A 19,075-nucleotide genomic window follows, 5' to 3' on the forward strand; every position below is an offset into this window, starting at 1 on the left:
TCGCACCTCCTCCTCGGCGAAAAAACTCTGCGCGCTTGCGCGCCGAATTCGGATTCATTTTTGGCGGATTCCCTTGCGGATTCTGGGCGAAATTCAGGCGGAAACCATTGGGACGCGCTTCGCGCGTCCCGCATTTGGGCTTCTTCAAAACCTCTGAGTTCTATTCTGGTGCCCGAGGTGGGAATCGAACCCACACGTCCATAGGACAACTGATTTTAAGTCAGTTCTGGCTACCTGTTACAGCACTCGGGCAATTTTTTGCTAAAACAATTTTTCGGGTAAATGTTCTAGGGAGGCCACGGCGAGAATTGGCTACTACATAGCCAGGTGCTTTTCCATCTCGAGGACTCGATAAGGAAAAGCCTTTCGATTCTCGCACGCATACAAAGCAGTTTGTATGCTCATGTCCTGGAGGCCACGGCGAGAATTGAACTCGCGCATAACGCTTTTGCAGAGCGTCGACTTACCACTTGTCTACGTGGCCAATATAAACTTTACTTCATATTCCAGAATCTCCGCCTGCGTCGGAGTTCGGACGGGCAGGTATAATCCAGATTCCAAAATCTACTTTGCATTTGATATCCTATCGATATTTTGCCTGTTTTTTTCGCCTAAATCAATGGCGAAGTCGAAGAAGGGGATTCTGCCGATTCTGGAATGTAATCGGACATATTCTTGAAAATCTCCTCGCTTTCTTTTTAGGAAAAGCTCGACTGTTTTCATTTTCTCTTCTGGAAGCGCGGTGAAAAGAATGAGAGCGTTTTTTCCATCATTCGTGACGCGCACATCGGTGACGGTAACGAGCGATGCTCCGCTTGATTCTTCTTGGATGAACTTTGCCGCCAATTCCGATATCGCGTGTTTAATTTTTTGGTCTCGTATTTCCATAAGTGCGACACTAATCTACGAATTCATGCGAATCTACAAATAAAATCAATTCTCTGATTTTTTCTATTCGTGGCATTCGTTCCTTATTCGTAGATTCGCATCGTGTTCGATTATTTCTGAATAATCTTAAATCCCTCTATCTTATCTCCCGGGACGATTTCGATTTGGCATTGAATTTCTGCGCCGAATTCGGTGTCTTTTTTTGCCTCCGATGCTCTTGTCTTTTGCTGTTCCAGACCGCGGATTTTTCCCTTTCCGATTTCAGCTTCGCGCCTGAAAATTTTCACCTCTTCTCCAACGTACATTGTGCCGTCTTCTACCCGGCCTCCCACAATCTGTTTGTTTTTGTTTCTGCTGAAGACTTTCAATATTTTCGCTTTTCCCCGCGCTTCTTCCACGTTTATTTTCGGCACCAACGCTTCCATTTCTTTCTTGAGCCACTCCACGAGCTTGTAGATAATGTTCTCAATGTGAATCGTGATTCCCGATCTCTCCGCCAAATTTTTTGCCTGCAAGTCAATCTTGGCATTGAACCCAAGAACAAAAACATTTTTTAAATCTCCCGCGCTCTGAATGTCCCCGAGCGAGACTTCTCCCACATCGGAGCGAACAATCTTGATGAGGAGCATATCACTCTTTATTTTTTTGATTTCGCTCACAATCGCTTCGAGCGACCCGGCAGTATCCGCTTTCAGAATGATATTTATCTGAATCTTTGACGCATCCTCGCTTGCGACAGCACTCTTTTGGATTTTGTCCGGCGCGGTTTTTTCAATATACGTTTCCGCCTCTTTCTTGTTTGAAAACGTGTGAAAGGTGTCGCCCACTTTGGGGAGGGTGCTCCAGCCGATTACAGTTACCGGCGAGGAAAATGTTGCTTCGACTATTTTTTCTCCCGCGAAGTTCTCGATGTTCCGCAGAGACGCAAGGCTTTTTCCGGATACCACAGTTTGTCCCTGTTTCAACGAACCGTTTTTAATGAGAAGCATCGAGGAAATTCCGCGCTTCGCATCCAAATGACCTTCGATTACGATGCCTTCCGCGTTGATGTGCGAGTCTCCTTTTAGTTCAGCAAGCTCGGCCACTAAGAGGACTAAATCGAGCAACTCCGAAATGCCCGCTCCTGATTTTCCCGAAATTGCTGTCCACGGTATTTGACCTCCATAGCCCTCAAGATAGATTTCATGCTCCGCCAAACTTTGTTTAGTGCGTTCGAGGTCCGCTTTGGGAGAATCGATTTTGTTGATGGCGACTATGTAGGGAATTTTTGCATTCACAATGGACTTCATTGCTTCGAGCGTTTGCGGTTTCACTCCTTCTTCCGCGGACACAACCAGTATGGCGACGTCGGCGACCGACGCGCCTCTCGTCCGGATTCCTTCGAACGCCTCGTGTCCGGGAGTATCCAAAAAAGTAATTTTACTTTCTACTCCGACGGGGCTTTTGTGAACGACTTCGTACGCTCCCAAATGCTGGGTGATGCCTCCGGCCTCGCCCTCGGTTACTTTTGTTTTTCTAATATAATCCAAGAGGGTCGATTTTCCATGGTCAATATGCCCCATAATTGCGATTACGGGAGAACGCTTTATCAAAGCAGGTGTTTGTTTGTGGGTGCTCTTAGGCATGATTTTTTTTGTTGAAGTTTTAAACGAAAAAGGCAATTGACATTTGACCTTCCTGACCATTCGCACCATGGCGGACGCGGTTGACAATCTCGACATAGGAAGTCGGGGCTCCGACTACAACGTCGGAGCTGACCGCAGAATTTTCGCTTTGCGAAAATTCTGCGGTCACATGTCAAATGTTTTCTAAAGCAAAAGCGAAGCTTTCGCTTTAGAGAGCGCTTCTTTTTCTTCCGGCGAGAGCTCTTGAAGCGATTGCCAATCTTTGACCGGTTTAGAAAATACGCTGACTCTTTCGCGGGCGTTCAAACTTGAAATAATAACCCCGTCTCCTTTTTCGTTGACGCAGGCAGTCGCGAAGCTTTGTTTGCCTCCCGAGCCGTTTCCGGAGAATGCGTCAAAGCGGATTGTCTCAATACTTTGGGACGATCTCTTAAGCCTTTTTTCAACACTGACGAGGTATCGTTCCATCTCGTTTTGGAACTTGGCATTTTCTTTCACATTCCTGTATATCTCGATAATCGAAGACTCCAGGTTTTTTGAGTTTTTCCCTAACATTCTTCGGATCTTTATTTCCAGTCTTACGCACCAGAGCACAGACAAAAGCAGAGCAACTGATAATGCAATAAGGGGCTAGAATGAAGAATCTAGGGGTATACTCATAGTTAGAATCCATCTCACCGAAAACCGATTACAATAAATAAAAATACTTGGCTCGGAACATCGAGCAAATTTCGGTCCAAAACAAAGTTTCGCCAGTCGGCAGAGTCCCTTGTCGCATCCTCTTTTTTGCCTCGAAATTTGTCAATTTTAACGAGCCATTTTTGGTGAGATGAATTCTGAAGAATACTAGCATAAAATAAGGTGTTTTGCCACCAAACAAGCGCGACGCAAATATACAAATGACGCGAATGCTACGAATGAAAAAACAGTGATAAAAAGGCAAGGATACTGTTTATCGTTTGTGCATTTTATTTCATTCGGTATAGTATTGAAGTTATGAAAAAAAGAGTGTATTTAGACAACGTGTTTACTCCGATTGATACGAGGGCGCTTCAGGAAATGATTAACTATTACGGAAAAGAGTTCATGAATCCTTCCTCGATTCATCGAGAGGGGGTTCACGCCAAAAAAGCTCTGGAAGAAGCGCGCAAAGGTGTGGCTTCCTATCTTCATGCTCATTCGGACGAAATTATTTTCACAAGCGGGGGAACTGAATCGAATGGTCTCGCTCTCGAGGGAGCTGGAAGGGCCGCGCGTCGAGGGGGAATCGCAAAGCCCCATCTCATCGTCTCATCCATTGAACACTCATCCGTTATGAAGGTCGCGGAGATGATGGAGAGACACGGTGTTGAGGTGACGCGATTGCCCGTCGATTCTTCGGGCGTGGTTTCGCTTTCCGAGCTCAAAAAAAGTTTGAAGCCGAGTACTTACCTTGTTTCTATTATCTCTGTGAACAACGAAACAGGGGCGATACAGCCAGTTCGCGAGGTCGCGAAAATTATTCGCCATTTTCGCAAAACTCACACCTCTCGCCATAACCCTGACACCTATCCACTTTTCCACACCGATGCCGCACTCGCGCTTTACGAGGATGTGAATGTCGAGCGACTTGGCGTTGATTTGTTGACTCTTGATGGAAGCAAGGTCTACGGACCTCGGGGCATTGGGGCTTTGTATGTGAGGAGGAATTCGCCGATTGAGCAAATTATCTATGGCGGAGGACAGGAGAGAGGTCTTCGCTCGGGCACAGAAAATGTTCCCGCGATTGCAGGTTTCGCCAAAGCTCTGGAAATCGCGGAAAAGAAAAAAGAAAAAGAGTCTGCGAGGATGACCGAACTTCGAACTTATTTTACAAAAGGATTGAAATCGATTCGGGGCGGTATCACCGTAAATGGCGAGGGCTCTCCGCAGATAGTAAATGTCACAATCCCCGATATTGATAATGAATTTTTCATTTTGCAGTTGGATGCGAAGGGGGTAAGCTCATCCACTAAAAGTTCGTGTCTTCGCGACGAAGACGAATCATACGTTTTGAAAGCGATGGGTAAGGACAGTAGGACCTCGGTGCGATTTGCTTTGGGCAGAGAGACGACAATGAAAGACCTCGATTACGTTCTGAAAACAATAGACCGAATCCTTTCTAGTAGATGAACGAAGCGCATTTGCACGATATCGAACAAACTACGTGAACGCGCCCCCAATATCAAGGCCCGACCTTGATATTGGGCATGATATTGGGCCTAACGGATTTTCATCGATTTTCACGACTTTCTATTGACTTTTAATACACGATATGTTATTCTTAAATCCGATAAAAACAAGGCTTTAGAGCCATTTTTTGTCCTTCACAATTGCATATGTTAGTTAAACAAGCTATTCGCGTTTGCGAAGAGCGTGTGTGATTGTGACAGGTGATAAATTCAGGAAAACTATGAAAAAGATGATAATTGTAGCTATTGTAGCATTGGTAATCTTCGGATTGCCGATGTGGTACATTGCCACGCACTCTCAAAAGCAAACGACTCCAACTCTGGAGACGGTTGCGACGAGCCCTGGTGTCAACGACAACGGAACTGAGCAGACGGTCATTGTCGGAGGAAATCCGACGGTGGATAAAAATCAGGTCTTTGCTCGTCCGAGCAGTGACACGAACGAGGTAGCGAAGGCTCTCGCGGATAAATCTGCCAAGGCCAAAGCTACCCTCGCTGCTTTCAACAAGGCGATGACCTTGAATCAAACGCAGGCTGTACAGCCTGCCAGTCCGACGATTCCGAAGTAAACAAGAAACCACAGAAAAAAAGAAACACAGAAAGCACAAAAATGAAAAAAATCACTAAACTCACAGTTTGCGCGCTTTTAATCGGCGCATTCTTCACCGCTTTCACGCCGACGGCACGCGCTGCCGCTCCGCCGGAAAGCTTGCCACTTACCCTGCGCGCCCTCGAGGCGTTCGCTTTGGAGCAGACGGCCTTCATCCAGGTTTACGCCTGGAGTTCGGGGCAGATAAATACCGCAGGGACGACGAACAGTCTTTGGATCCCATACGTAAAAGTGAACGGGATGGTCAATGAGCGCGATGTGCTCAAGATTATCGCGAACGCGCGTCTTCGCATTGGTGTTCTTCGCACCAACGACTACGTAGGATTCTCCGCGTACGTCTATGACAAAAACGGCAACGTGATGTTCTCCGGAGGCAATTCCGGCACGCTTATGCCATCGACAGGACCCGTATCTCTGAACCTTTTTCCGGTAAAGATGCGGATGTCCGATGATGTGGTGTTTGCTCTGCCAAATGTGGTCGGGGCCTACATCGCGGAGCGAAATCCAAATGGTGAAATTGTTGAATATTACAATATTCCTGTCCAACAAGACGGTGATGTCGGACGGTTCCATTATTTTGCCTACTTCGGTGACAAATTCGGGGAGCTAGTGCTTAGCCTGGACGATGGAACACAGGTTGCCTACGACCTTCACAACAGGGGGCGGAAGATAACCCCGAAGATTGCCGACGTTGCGGCGAGCTCGGTAACCGCTCCTGGTCACTACTACGCTGAAGACGTCAGTCAAGTTTGGGTGGCGGTAACACAGCAGGAGTTCGACGACAGGATCTCGCCACTTCTCCAGTATGTAAATTCCGGAACCACCAACAGGCCGGTCTTCCTCGGTTCGGATCTTCCGAGCATGGAAAGCCATGCAAGCTTGCGCATCTGGAGGCAGGGCACGAGCGCGGCGAACGCCGAAGTCGTGACTTTGACCGAACACAGTCCGTGGTCGCAGAAGTCAATCGGACCCGGTTATTGGTGGATCGAATTCTTCTACCCGAGCGGGTTTGGAATCGATTCGAACCAATACTTTCCTCCTTATGGTGGGAATGGTGGCGAGAGTGACGGAGGTAGTGGCGGTGCTGTCAAAGGCAAAGCCGAAACCGAAGTGTCTCAATCGCCGTAACTGACTTGCAAGTAAATTCAAAGGCTGTAGCGCATTTATGTGTTACAGCCTTTTTTCTTTTTCATTGTATACTTATTCTATTGTGAAAATGCCCCGAAAAGATTTCGGTGAAAAATTCTTCATCGTAACATTCATTTTTGTTTTTTTTCTCGGCTTTTTTTGGACAACCTACAGGTATCCCAACTGGATATCAAACACATTATCCGCCATACAGTATGCAGGTAGTCAGTTAACAACAGCAATTCTTTCGCATAAACCAAAATCAATTGCTGAAATTCAGTCACGATATGATTCTATTGCCACGTCTAATAAAAGAGTGCGGATTCTTTTAATCCCCGGGCACGAGCCAAATTTTGGAGGTGCGGAATACGGCAATTTGAAGGAACGCGATATGACGCTCGCGCTCGCGCACGACCTACAGGAGTTTCTTCAGAAAAATTCGCATTACCAAATATTTATAACCCGCGACGGGAATGAATGGACTCCTGACTTTGCCGATTATTTCAAAAACTCGCAGGATATTATAGATTGGCAGAAAGCTTCTCACGAAGAAGGGGCGCGTCTCGTTGCTCTCGGCCCAAGCATTGAGCCCATCTCAACAATTTACCACAATACCGCTCCTCAAGATGTGGCTCTTCGCTTGTATGGAATTACGAAATGGGCGAATGAGCACGATATTGATATTGAAATACATATTCATTTTAACGACAACGAGGGGCATGGGGCGGTTACTCCCGGTAAGTATTCTGGTTTTGTTATTTATGTTCCGGCGACCCAGTACTATAACAGCACGAGCACTAAAGCAATCGCGAACACAATTTTTAAACGTCTGGCGAAGTACAATCCGGTGAGTGATTTGCCGGGAGAAGCCTTAGGTATAGTTGATGAGCCAGAGCTAATCGCAATCGGCTCAAACAATACCGCCGATGCGGCCAGCATGCTTATCGAATACGGCTACATGTATGAACCGCAGTTGGTAAATCCGCAAACTCGAAGCATGGCAATTAGGGACCTGGCATTTCAGACCTATCTCGGCCTGCAGGATTTTTTCGAGCCTTATGGCTCGGAGGATATGGCGGGCGCTTATGACACCGCGGTCTTTCCTTATGAATGGGGAAGTTTGCCGACAGAAAAAAATATAAGTTCGCAAGATGTTTTTACATTGCAGACTGTTTTAATTTTCGCGGGCGTATATCCGCCTCAAAATAAGAGCAAAAATGATTGTCCACGCTCCGGAATTTTTGGCCCGTGCACGCTCGAGGCCCTCACTGCTTTTCAAAAAAAATATGGAATTCTCGGCGAGCAAGGAACCGTGGGCGGGAAGACATTAGAGGCTATGAATCGATTGTATAAATAGTCGAATATCAAGGTCCGGCCTTGATATTGCGGAGGTGTAACAAAACGGCTCTTTAAACGTCTTAGGTAATCTTAGGTAAGTCGCATGGGGCAATTTAGTTCCTGCGATTATTAATTAACATTATGAAAAAATATATTATTGCGGTAGGGATTTCAATTTTATCAGTTGCATCAGTGGTCGGAGCGCAGGGGTTTGCATTCACTAGCGACCTTTCTCTCGGTAGCAAGGGAGCGGATGTCATCCAATTACAAACATGGCTTATTGAAAATGGCTACGATATTCCGGCGGTTTCTTCCGGGGTGGCGGGGAAAGGATATTTTGGCGTGCAAACCCGCAATGCCGTCTCTGCTTATCAGAAAGTTGTGGGGCTTCCTGCATTTGGATTTTTCGGGCCACTTACCCGTAGTCGCGTTAACAACGGGCAACCTTCTCCCAGTGCGCCAACGATAACAAGCGCAAACGGACCCTCGACTCTTTCGGTCAATCAGGAGGGATTGTGGACAGTAGGAGCAACGAATCCTTTAACAGGAAATTTAGAATATTCCGCGGATTGGGGCGATGAACTTTTTTTGAATGCTCCCAACGCTTCCGCGCAAAGCATCTCTCGTCCGTTTGTCCAGTCTGCATCTTTCACGCATTCTTTCGCCCAATCGGGAGTATACTCGGTTCGATTTACCGTCCGAAATGACCGTGGGTTCACAGCAGTAAAAATAATTTCAGTTACGGTAGGTAACGCTGTTTCGTCGCTTCGGGTCATAACGCCAAACGGAGGGGAATCGTGGCAAAGCGATACGAAGCAGTCAATAACATGGACGGCTCCGCAATATTTCCGCGCGACATACGCATCACTACAGCTTGTTCCTTATTACCCATCGTGCGTGGGGCAGATTTGTCCTATGGGAGCGCAATCCGAAAGTTCTCAAACGACAATGATGTATCCGTATCGCGCCCCCTATACTATTGCAAACAACATAAGCATTGACGACCACTCATATAGCTGGAATGTCGGAAGCGTTGTGTCCATTGGCGCCACAACAGGGTATGGCATACCGACCGACGTTACGATTGCCCCCGACGGGCAATACACTATCCAAATCTGCGAGGTCGGGACAAGCAATTGCGATTCGAGCGATGCGCCGTTTTCACTCTACACATCAACTTCTGGAAATCGTCCTCCGGTAATCGAGAGCATAAGCGCTCCGGCGACTCTTTCTTTGGGACAAACGGGAACGTGGACAATTCACGCGAGAGATCCGGAGAATGACCGATTGAATTATTCAGTTGATTGGGGAGAAAATCTGTACGAGCTCAATTCGGGAGGGGTGACGAGAAGCACCGTGTTTATTCAAGGCACAACTTTTACCCACTCATATACAAACGCTGGGACATACCGCGTGACGTTCACTGTCCGCGACAGCGCAGGGCTCACCGCGGAAACGAGCTCGTCAGTTATTGTTGCCAGCGCGTCACCTGCAGTCACTCTCACATCGCCGAACGCGGGAGAAAGGTGGGCGCAAAATTCAACTCATGCGATAACATGGAAATTTCGCGACGGGGTCAGTGTGAACACCAAAGTAGATTTATATTTAGGTCGGCAGTTGCCTATCGTCTGCATCACCACTCCCTGCGGACCATTTTTTGAGTCGAGTACGTTCGTGCTTGATAAAAATATTTCTGGGAACAATCCATATTATTGGATTGTCGGAACTGACATTGTGAATAACCCTATTCCATCTGGAAACTATGGAGTAAGGGTTTGCACCGCATCTACTGATAATTGTGATTTTAGCGACGCGCCTTTCACCATTGCCTCAACTCTTTTGCAAGTATGCCCACAGATTAAAATCACCAACTACATGCCTATGGTATCGCCGAGCCAAAACGTTCCGGGAATTTATTACATTCTAAATGGTGGGCGCCGTGAACTTAGCGAGTTTGATTTGAATTGGGTAAATGCCAATTGCAGGGTGCCGGAACAAATAGTGAATTAAGCGATTGAATTCTGCGAACGTTTAATTAACACTTGTTACCTCAAGATGACATTGCAAAAATAATCAAACTAATGGAACAGTTTCCAAAACAAAAATTTACTCTTGCACACCAATTTGATTCCGGCAATAAAGAATACGCGTCTTTTATTGAGAATGATCCAATCAGAAATTTCCTGCATTATCCGGCGGTGATGAAAGAACTAGGTGAGATACGAGGACAGCGAATTCTTGACATCGGCTGTGGTGAGGGTTTGTTTGATCGCAAGCTTGCAAAAGAATATGGGGGGAAAGTTGTCGGATACGATATTTCTCCAAACTTAATCTCAAAAGCTAAGGAGAAGGAGAAAGAAGAACCACTTGGAGTTGAATACCATCTTTCTGATCCGGAGCATTTTAGCTCTCCAGAACAGTTCGATAATGCAGTTGCCGTTATGGTTTTACCTTATTCGCCATCGCCAGAATATTTAAAAAAATTCTTTGTTTCTGCCGAGCAAAATCTTAAAAAAGATGGAAAATTTATTGCAGTTGTATTTAATCCTGAATTTAAGGAATTTGATCAAAAGATAGGAAATCGTTTTTTCCGAGCGAGTGAGGAAGGTAAAGTGAATTTTGATTTCTTAGACCTTCAAACTGGGGAAGTTAAGTTTAATGCAATGCTTGCCCAATTTCCAAAAAAGAACTATGAAGATGCAGCAAGAGAATCAGGACTGGAAATTGAATGGAAAAAATTGTTTCCCATAAAGGAGGGAATCAACAATTTAGGCGAAGAGTTTTGGAAAAAATTAGCGGATAGACAGCCCTATGCTCTCATTGTTGCAAAGCCAGAAGCGAGTGATGATTAGGTCAACTATTCAATGAATTGACTTAGTCCAAAAATCCTCTATAATTTGAGTATGAAAAGCCAGAAAGTCGTTACCCTGATTCGTCTTTTTGTGCGATTTTAGATTTAATCTGGATCCCCGTTTTCATTCACGGGGATGACAAAATCAGAATTTTGTCACTTTCAACTTTATAACTTTACACTTTATAACTATCTTTCATGCCCCCATTCAACCATTTCACAACCAAAGCCCGCGACGCCATCCGCAAAGCTCATGAGCTTGCTATTGAGCGTGGTCAAAATCACGTAAATCCGAACCATTTGCTCGCCGCGCTCATCTTGCAGGAAGAGAGCATGGTAGCGTCAATTTTGGACAAGCTCGAAATAGACAACATTCTTTTGACCGACTCGCTCTTGGAGGCAATCGAAGGACCGGAAGGAGGCTCGGTTCTGTCGCCATCGTTCCAGCTCTATCTTACTCCCGAGTTGGCGCAGGCCATCGAAGGCTCGAGCAAAGTGGCGCAACAACTGAAGGACGAATTTGTTTCGACCGAGCATCTTTTCATTTCTCTCTTTGATGTCGGAGGAGGCGCGCGGGAAATCTTGGCGCGATTTAAAATCGACAAAGCTCATGTTTTGAAAGTGCTCGAAGAATTAAAAACCAGCAAGCATGGAGAACATGCACAGCCAAAAAAATACAAGTTTATTGCCAAGTACACGAGAAGTCTGACCAAACTCGCGTCCGAAAACAAGCTTGACCCGGTAATCGGGCGTGACAATGAAATCACTCGGATTATCCAGATTCTTTCCCGAAGGACGAAAAATAATCCAATTCTTATCGGCGAGGCAGGAGTCGGAAAAACAGCGATTGTCGAAGGACTTGCCAATCGCATGTCGGGAGGCGATGTGCCCGAATCTTTAAAAAACAAAGAGCTCGTCTCTCTTGACTTAGGTATGCTCATTGCCGGCACAAAGTACCGTGGAGAATTCGAAGAGCGTTTGAAAAACATCATGAAGGAAATCGAACGCTCCGAAGGCAAAATCATTCTCTTCATTGACGAGATTCATACCATCGTCGGCGCGGGCGCGGCCGAAGGGTCAATGGATGCTTCCAACATGTTGAAGCCCGCGCTTTCAAAAGGCGAGCTTCGGGCAATTGGCGCGACAACGCTTCGCGAATACCAAAGGCACATCGAGAAAGACCCCGCGCTCACAAGACGTTTCCAGCCCGTGCATGTTTCGGAGCCTTCCATCGAAGATGCGGTAGCGATACTTCGGGGACTCAAAGAAAAGTACGAACTTTTTCATGGAGTGAAAATTACAGATGATGCCATCATGACCGCGGTTACTCTTAGCTCTCGCTACATCACGGACAGATTTCTTCCCGACAAAGCTGTCGACCTCATAGATGAAGCGGCATCCCAGCTTCGCATCTCGCTTGAAAACATGCCTCCGATTCTCGAGGAAACTCGTCGCAAAGTGATGCGCCTTGAGATTGAGAAGGAGGCACTCAAGAAAGAAGACGGCTCAAAGAAAATTGTCAAAGACCGCATCAAGAAAATTGAAAAGGATATCGCAGACCTTAAAGAGAAAACATCGGAAATTGAGCTCAAGTGGAAGAATGAAAAAGATGTTCTCTCGAGCGTAAAAATTATTAAAAAAGAATTGGAAACTTCTCGTCTTGAAGCCGAAAGCGCGGAAGCGAGGGCGGATTTGTCGCGCGCTGCAGAAATCCGATATGGGAAAATTCCAGAATTAGAACGTAATTTGGATGCCCAAAACAAAAAGTTAAAACGGCTCCAAAGCTCCCGAAGAATTCTCAAAGAAGAAATCAATGGCAACGACATTGCTGACATCGTGTCGCGCTGGACAGGCATTCCCGTCATGAGGATGCTCGAAGCCGAGGCGGAAAAATTGAACCGAATGGAAGAAGTTTTGAAAAAGCGAATTGTTGGACAAAGCGACGCGGTGCAAAAAATTGCGGATACCATAAAACGATCCCGTGCCGGCATTGCGGACCCCAATCGCCCGATTGGTTCGTTTATATTTTTGGGTCCGACTGGAGTCGGCAAGACGGAGCTTACCAAGGCGCTAGCGGAGTTTATGTTCGACGATGAGAAAGCGCTCATCCGGGTGGATATGTCGGAGTATATGGAAAAGCACTCGGTCTCTAAAATCTTGGGTGCTCCTCCCGGATATGTGGGTCACGAGGAAGGGGGAGCTTTCACCGAGCTCATCCGCCACAGGCCTTACTCCGTGGTGCTTTTCGACGAAATTGAAAAAGCTCATCCGGAGGTGTTCAACGTGCTTCTCCAAATTTTGGACAACGGCCGACTGACCGATGCCAAGGGCAGGGTAGTGAATTTCAAAAACACGGTCATTATTTTGACTTCAAACATTGGCGCGCAATACATAGACAAGATGCAGAGGATGGGCTTTGCGGGGGGCGGTGAGAAGGAAGCGTATGGTGACATCAAAGAAAAAGTTCTCTCGAGTTTGAAAGAGCACTTCCGTCCGGAGTTTTTGAATCGGCTCGATGACATCATTATCTTTGACATTTTGTCGGCTGAAGCGATTTTCGACATCGTGAAGATTCAAGTCGAGATTGTAAAAGACCGGCTCAAGGCGAAAGACATTATGCTCGTTGTCGGCGACGATGTTATTAAATTTCTTGCAAAGGAAGGATACAATCCGCAATACGGCGCGCGACCATTGAAGCGACTCATTCAAAACAAGATGCTGACTCCTATTGCCTCCCACATGATTTCAAAAGGCGGACTCAAGGACGGAGTCATCACAGTCGGGATGAAAGGTACGGAGTTTGTGTTCGACGTGAAAAAAAGCAGAAAAACTGCTCCAATAAAAACAGAGACCCCGACCCCTTCTCCAGAATCTGTCTCGGCGGTGTCATAAAAATGGCAAAAAATATCAAGGCCCGACCTTGCTATGGAATTTCTAGTCGTATCTTTTTTTCCAAAGATTCGTGCGGATTTGGATGAGTTCAGAAAGCATGTGTACCATTCCGACGAGAGAGAGTCTGCTGTCGGAGTCGTTTTTCCATTCAACTCCCACTTCCTTAATATTAAAATTGAATTTTCGCGCTAGGGCCAAAATCTCGACGTCGAATGCCCACCGTTCTATGGTCTGCTTGGAAAAGAGGAAGTTCGCGGCCTCTCGTCTAAAAAGTTTGAAGCCATTTTGAGAGTCTGATAGGGCGAGTGGCACTATCATTTTCACGACAAGTCTCCATACTCCTCCCAAAAATCGCCTTGCTTTCGGCTGTTCCACGAGAATCCGCGAATCCGGTCTCTGCCGAGAGCTTATAACAATGTCGTAAATGTCTTTCTGGAGATAGGGGAGGAAGCGGTCGACGTTTGCAATAGTGGTCGAGTTGTCCGCATCCATGAAAAGTTTGAACTGACCCCGCGAAAGCCGCATGCCTTCTTTCACCGCAAAGCCCTTGCCCTTGTTGTTTTCCAAATTGATAAGGCGCACTCGCGGATAGGCGCGAGAGAGGTCTCCCACAATTTTTGAAGTTCCGTCATTTGAGCCGTCATTCACAACGATGATCTCATACTCATAATTTTGAGTCTTCAAGTATTCGTGAGAATCTTCAATTGTGCGGACGATTCTTTTTTCTTCGTTGTATGCTGGAATTATTACAGATAAAAACATGTCATGTTTGACTTGCGGGTTCGGCGAACTTCTTCGTCAAAGTCTGCGGTACTCTCTCACCATACGTAAGAGTATGGATCGATTCATTCCTCGACTTTTCCTCGAATTTCATCCGAACCCGCAAGTCTTATAGATATTTTTTAAAAAAAATGGAGGATAACTTTCGAGCCTTCAGTTTTTTAGAGTTTAATATTTTTTAGAAACTCTGCAAAATCTTCGCGTAGGTCGTTATGCTTCAAGCCATACTCAACCACGGTTTTTAAATACTCAAGCTTGTTTCCGCAGTCGTGGTATTTTCCACCGATAATTTCTTTGGCGTAGCAAGTCTTGCCCTGCTCGAGAAGCACGTTGACCGCGTCCACGTAGACGATTTCTCTCGGGGTATTTTCACTCATGATTCTCTTCGTAGCTTCTTCGATGGCGTCGAAAATTGCTGGTTCAAACACGGTGCCCGAAACACAGGCATAGTCCGATGTTGTCACATTGGCGCCCGGCTTCTCAATGATGGAATCAATTTTCAAAATGCCTTTTTCAATTTCCTTGCCTGTGGCGTATGCATAGCGCTTGTAGTCCTCGGGCTTTTTCGAGCGTATAGAACCAAGTATCGCGCTTCCTCCGAACTGCTTGTAAGCTTCGACGAGCTGTGTTGCCCTTGAGGGTGTAGCTTCAATAAAATCATCTCCCCAAAGCACGAGGAAAGGCTCATTTCCGATGATTTCTCGCGCGTTCCAAATCGGGGTCGCATTGCCGAGAGGACCCTTTTGTCTCACGTAGAAAAAGTTTGCGAGGTTCGCAATTCTTCGAATTTCTTCAAGTGCCTCGTGCTTGCCAGACTCCTCGAGCCTTTTTTCGAGCTCAAAGGGATAGTCGAAGTGATCCTCAATGCTCCGCTTGCTCCATCCGGTAACGATGATGATGTCCTCGATGCCTGCGGAAACCGCATCCTCGACGACATATTGAATAATCGGCTTATCCACGATAGGGAGCATTTCCTTAGGCTGGGCTTTGGTGGCGGGAAGGAATCGCGTCCCATATCCCGCGGCGGGAATGATTGCTTTTCTTATTTTTTTCATGGTTATCAGTATACTATTTTTTTAAAAAAAATGTAATACCAATATACCAATGAAGAAATACACAAATGAATACTAATAATCATATTTCTTGATTTATTATTTGTAGCCATTAGTATATTAGGTAACTATTAGTATATTGGTATACTCATACGTATATGAAACTCGGCTATATCGGTCTCGGCAAAATGGGTTACAACATGGTTTTGCGTCTGCACGAGAAAGGGCATGAGGTTTTGGCATACAACAGAAGCGCGGAACCGCGGGAAAAAATAGAAAAAGAAATCGGTATTAAAACAACGGACTCGCTTTCGTCGTTTAAAAATCTACCATCGCCTCGCCTCATCTGGCTCATGGTGCCTGAAGTGGCGGAGGATGAAATAGTAAAGGAACTTACTCTGATTTTAGAAAAGGGAGATACGATAATTGACGGCGGAAATTCATTTTATAAAAATACCATTCGGCGAGGGGAGATGCTCGACACATATGGAATACATTTTCTCGACGCGGGAGTAAGTGGAGGACCGCGAGGAGCAAGAGAGGGCGCGTGCATTATGATTGGGGGAGATAAAGAAAAGTTTAAGGAACTCCAAAGTCTCTTTGCCGACCTCTCGCTTCCGAAGGCGTATCGCTTTTTCGGTTCTCACGGAGCCGGGCATTTTACGAAGATGGTTCATAACGGCATTGAATACGGAATGATGCAAGCTATCGCCGAGGGTTTTGCTGTGCTCAAAAAGTCTGATTTTAATTTGAATCTTAAAGAGGTTGCCGATTTATACAATAACGGGAGCGTCATCGAGTCTCGTCTTGTGGGCTGGCTTGCGTCCGGATACAAAAAATATGGAGAAGATTTGCAAGACGTCTCTTCGGAAGTCGCGCATACTGGGGAGGGGAAATGGACTGTGGAAACAGCAAAGGAACTCAATATCCCAACCCCTATTATCGAGGGAGCTTACGCGTTTCGCCTGAAATCAAAAGAAAAGCCGAGCTATATCGGGAAAGTCCTCTCAACGCTTCGCAATCAATTTGGCGGGCATTCATTGAAGTAGAATAGGGATTATAGAATCTGGAAAGTCGCCTTCTTCTTTTTGAAAGAAGAAGAAGGCGACTTTTTCATAGAGGATTCAGCCGATTCTGATGTACCCCGTAGTGAATTTTGACATTGCGCGATGTGCATGTGAGGGGTGTCAAAATCTACTACGGGGTTGTCCCCGTAGTGAATTTTGGTTATGCACTCGAGGCGCATGTGATGGTTGTCAAAATCTACTACGGGGTTGTCCCCGTAGTGAATTTTGGTAATGCACTCGAAGCGAATGCGATGGTTGTCAAAATCTACTACGGGGTAATCCCCGTAGTGAATTTTGGTAATGCGAGAAGTGCATCTGTCGACGATGTCAAAATCTACTACGGGGTTATCCCCACCTTTTTGAAGTATCGCCCATGCTTCTGTGATAAAATATGGCTACATGAGCGAACGTTTAGATAATTCTAACGGGAGGTTTTCTAATATGAGAACTTTTTTTCTGTTTCTTCTGTTAGCAGGAGCAACATGCTTCACCCTTGTGTTTGCTTTCTCTGCGAGAGAAGGATATTTGACAGATGTTCTTACGGTTCTCCCTCCTCCTTTGGGTATTCATGGTGCGAAAGTGGGAGAGAATCATGCCGCGTCCGCAACGGACGCGGCTCTCTCTCCCCAATCTGCTTCGGTCTCCACCACCCTCATTTCCTGGTGGCAGAAGTTTAGATGCGCCATTGATTTCCTTGTTCCCGGAGCAACTCCCGCGTATTGTCCAAAACCGATTGAGTCCACGTCTGCTCCTGTCACAGTCACCAACTACTACTCTCTCACCTGGTGGCAACGTTTTCTCTGCGCCATCGACCGCTTTGTCCCGTGGAAGACTCCCGCATATTGTTTCAAAGAAAACATTCCTGCTCCAGTAGTCTCTCCCGAACCCACTTTTGAACCTCCTCTTGTTCTCGAGCCGTCTTCTTCTCCCGAACCTTCTCCCTCTCCCTCTTTTTCTCCACCCCCAAGTTCAAACGGAGGAAGTTTGACTACTTACGTCACCCAAAACCCTACCTACTACAACACCTATACCTCGACAGGAGGAGGTGTCTCACAGTCCTACGTCGACGCGCTCTTTGTGAATCTCCAAAACCAACTCTACGGTCTTGCTCTCCACGAATCCCTTCAAACCGACCGAATTTTTGATAGCATCAGACGTTCAAACTCAAGCTCCAACTCCAATTCAAGCGGAAGCAGTGGAAGCGGAGGCACCCTCACCTCCATTGACGCTTCAGGTGGAACGACAGGACTCTCCTTTACCGGAGGCCCGATTACCACTTCAGGAACGCTTACCCTAAGTGGCACTCTTGCCACCACAAACGGAGGCACCGGCACTTCTTCTTCTCCTTCGCAAGGACAGCTTCTTCTTGGAAATGCTACAGGGGGATACGACCTTGTGGCGACTTCGTCTCTTGGTGTCACTTCAACAGAATGGTCAACGAATGGGAATAATATTTTCAACAACAACGTGGGCAATGTCGGCATTGGCACCACTTCTCCTTTCGCTACTCTCTCCATCGCAGGGACTACTAACCAAACAAATCCTCTTCTTGCCATGGCAGTTTCTTCGACTACTCAACCTTTCTTCACCATCGCTTCTTCCACAGGATTTAATCTTATGGGAGGGGTAACACAGCCGACGCATGCGGGGAAGATTCTTGATGGTGCTGGAGGGGCTCTACTCAATGGAGCAAGATCCGTCTTCGTCTCCGGGAATTTTGCCTATGTGGTTTCACAGAATAGTAGTGGTGCCCTCGAAATAGTTGACATCTCTGACCCAAAGAATCCCGTGCACAAAGGTTCACTTTTAGATGGCGTTGGTGGCGCAAATCTTTTCTTTCCATCTGCAGTCTTTGTCTCTGGGAACTATGCATATATTGCAAGTCAATTCGCCCTCGAAATAGTCGATGTTTCTGACCCAGCAAATCCCGTCCACAAAGGAAAAATCCTCAATGGCGCTGGCGGAGCCCTTCTCAGTGGTGTAAATTCCATCTTCGTCTCAGGTAGATATGCCTATACGACTTCAGCAAGTACCGGTGGTCTCGAAATCATTGATGTCTCAAATCCGGGAAATCCTGTTCACAGAGGCTTACTCGCAAATGGTGTCGGTGGTGCAGCACTTCTCGGGCCACGCTCCGTTTTCGTATCCGGCAACTATGCATACGTGGTTTCAGATGGTAGTGACGCTCTCGAAATTGTTGATGTTTCGAATCCTGCAAACCCCGTGCACAAAGGAAAAATTCTCGACGGAACGGGTGGTGCTATTCTCAACAACGCTGTTTCCGTTTTCGTCTCCGGTAACTATGCGTTTATCGCTATACGTGATAGCAACAGTGCCCTTGAAATTGTCGATGTCTCAAATCCGTCAAATCCTGTTCTCAAAGGTTCACTTGTAAATGGCGCTGGTGGCGCTCTTCTCAATGGCGCAAATTCCGTCTTCGTCTCTGGTAACTATGCGTTTGTGGCTTCTCCTTCGAGTAATGCCCTCGAAATCGTCGACGTCTCCAATCCTGGAAACCCTGTTCATAAAGCTTCTCTTTTGAATGGCGTTGGTGGCGCAGCTCTATCGAATCCTTTGGGCGTCTTCGTCTCCGGCAACTACGCATACGTGGCATCACAAACGAGCAACGCCCTC

Annotated in this window: 16 protein-coding genes and 2 tRNA genes; 11 read left to right on the forward strand and 7 right to left on the reverse strand. The window is 46.4% G+C overall.

The features are described from left to right. On the forward strand, window positions 1–204 hold a 204-nt coding region (locus tag ABI430_04935), incomplete at its 5' end, for a hypothetical protein (GenBank protein MEO8638214.1). Here the strand turns inward: ABI430_04935 and ABI430_04940 are convergent. The 5 genes from ABI430_04940 to ABI430_04960 form a co-directional block, all read right to left on the reverse strand. Continuing rightward, a tRNA-Leu gene (locus ABI430_04940) sits at window positions 167–252 on the reverse strand. The genes ABI430_04935 and ABI430_04940 overlap by 38 nt on opposite strands. Before the next feature lie 157 nt (window positions 253–409). Beyond that, window positions 410–484: transfer RNA gene (locus tag ABI430_04945), tRNA-Cys, on the reverse strand. Between the two features lie 80 nt (window positions 485–564). Next, window positions 565–888, reverse strand: coding sequence for a ribosome-binding factor A (locus ABI430_04950; GenBank protein MEO8638215.1), 324 nt, complete (start codon window positions 886–888; stop codon window positions 565–567). A gap of 110 nt (window positions 889–998) precedes the next feature. Beyond that, a complete protein-coding gene (locus ABI430_04955; protein ID MEO8638216.1) occupies window positions 999–2,513 on the reverse strand; it encodes a translation initiation factor IF-2 in 1,515 nt (504 codons plus the stop codon). A 183-nt stretch (window positions 2,514–2,696) separates the two neighbouring features. Continuing rightward, window positions 2,697–3,137 carry a DUF4446 family protein gene (locus ABI430_04960; GenBank protein MEO8638217.1) on the reverse strand — a complete coding sequence of 147 codons (441 nt, stop codon included), beginning with the start codon at window positions 3,135–3,137 and terminating at the stop codon, window positions 2,697–2,699. A 372-nt stretch (window positions 3,138–3,509) separates the two neighbouring features. Here ABI430_04960 and ABI430_04965 point away from each other — a divergent pair, with 372 nt between their 5' ends. The 7 genes from ABI430_04965 (at window position 3,510) to ABI430_04995 (ending at window position 13,542) form a co-directional block, all read left to right on the forward strand. Further along, a complete protein-coding gene (locus ABI430_04965) occupies window positions 3,510–4,664 on the forward strand; it encodes a cysteine desulfurase family protein (protein ID MEO8638218.1) in 1,155 nt (384 codons plus the stop codon). 280 nt (window positions 4,665–4,944) lie between these two features. Beyond that, complete coding sequence (locus tag ABI430_04970) at window positions 4,945–5,292, forward strand: hypothetical protein (GenBank protein ID MEO8638219.1); 348 nt, start codon at window positions 4,945–4,947, stop codon at window positions 5,290–5,292. 41 nt (window positions 5,293–5,333) lie between these two features. Continuing rightward, complete coding sequence (locus ABI430_04975) at window positions 5,334–6,461, forward strand: hypothetical protein (GenBank protein ID MEO8638220.1); 1,128 nt, start codon at window positions 5,334–5,336, stop codon at window positions 6,459–6,461. Between the two features lie 88 nt (window positions 6,462–6,549). Continuing rightward, complete coding sequence (locus tag ABI430_04980) at window positions 6,550–7,818, forward strand: N-acetylmuramoyl-L-alanine amidase (GenBank protein ID MEO8638221.1); 1,269 nt, start codon at window positions 6,550–6,552, stop codon at window positions 7,816–7,818. Between the two features lie 122 nt (window positions 7,819–7,940). Continuing rightward, entirely contained in the window at window positions 7,941–9,809 is a 1,869-nt protein-coding gene (locus ABI430_04985) for a PKD domain-containing protein (GenBank protein MEO8638222.1), read from the forward strand. Between the two features lie 71 nt (window positions 9,810–9,880). Beyond that, complete coding sequence (locus tag ABI430_04990; protein MEO8638223.1) at window positions 9,881–10,651, forward strand: class I SAM-dependent methyltransferase; 771 nt, start codon at window positions 9,881–9,883, stop codon at window positions 10,649–10,651. Between the two features lie 197 nt (window positions 10,652–10,848). Next, on the forward strand, window positions 10,849–13,542 hold the full coding sequence (locus tag ABI430_04995; protein ID MEO8638224.1) for an AAA family ATPase: 2,694 nt from the start codon (window positions 10,849–10,851) through the stop codon (window positions 13,540–13,542). A gap of 42 nt (window positions 13,543–13,584) precedes the next feature. On the opposite strand, the gene ABI430_05000 is transcribed toward ABI430_04995, so the two are convergent. Together ABI430_05000 and ABI430_05005 are read right to left on the reverse strand one after the other, a co-directional pair. Continuing rightward, window positions 13,585–14,304 (reverse strand): dolichyl-phosphate beta-glucosyltransferase, encoded by a 720-nt coding sequence (locus ABI430_05000; GenBank protein MEO8638225.1) that lies wholly within the window; start codon window positions 14,302–14,304, stop codon window positions 13,585–13,587. A gap of 179 nt (window positions 14,305–14,483) precedes the next feature. After that, complete coding sequence (locus ABI430_05005; GenBank protein MEO8638226.1) at window positions 14,484–15,377, reverse strand: UTP--glucose-1-phosphate uridylyltransferase; 894 nt, start codon at window positions 15,375–15,377, stop codon at window positions 14,484–14,486. A 155-nt stretch (window positions 15,378–15,532) separates the two neighbouring features. On the opposite strand from ABI430_05005, the gene gnd reads away from it, so the two are divergent. The 3 genes from gnd to ABI430_05020 form a co-directional block, all read left to right on the forward strand. Continuing rightward, entirely contained in the window at window positions 15,533–16,423 is an 891-nt protein-coding gene (gene gnd, locus ABI430_05010) for a phosphogluconate dehydrogenase (NAD(+)-dependent, decarboxylating) (GenBank protein ID MEO8638227.1), read from the forward strand. 128 nt (window positions 16,424–16,551) lie between these two features. Further along, a complete protein-coding gene (locus ABI430_05015) occupies window positions 16,552–16,860 on the forward strand; it encodes a hypothetical protein (GenBank protein MEO8638228.1) in 309 nt (102 codons plus the stop codon). A gap of 22 nt (window positions 16,861–16,882) precedes the next feature. Continuing rightward, the coding region (locus ABI430_05020; GenBank protein MEO8638229.1) for a hypothetical protein at window positions 16,883–19,075 on the forward strand (2,193 nt) is incomplete at its 3' end.

It is taken from the genome of Candidatus Taylorbacteria bacterium (assembly GCA_039934295.1).
GTDB lineage: Bacteria > Patescibacteriota > Minisyncoccia > Phycocordibacterales > HO2-43-120 > HO2-43-120.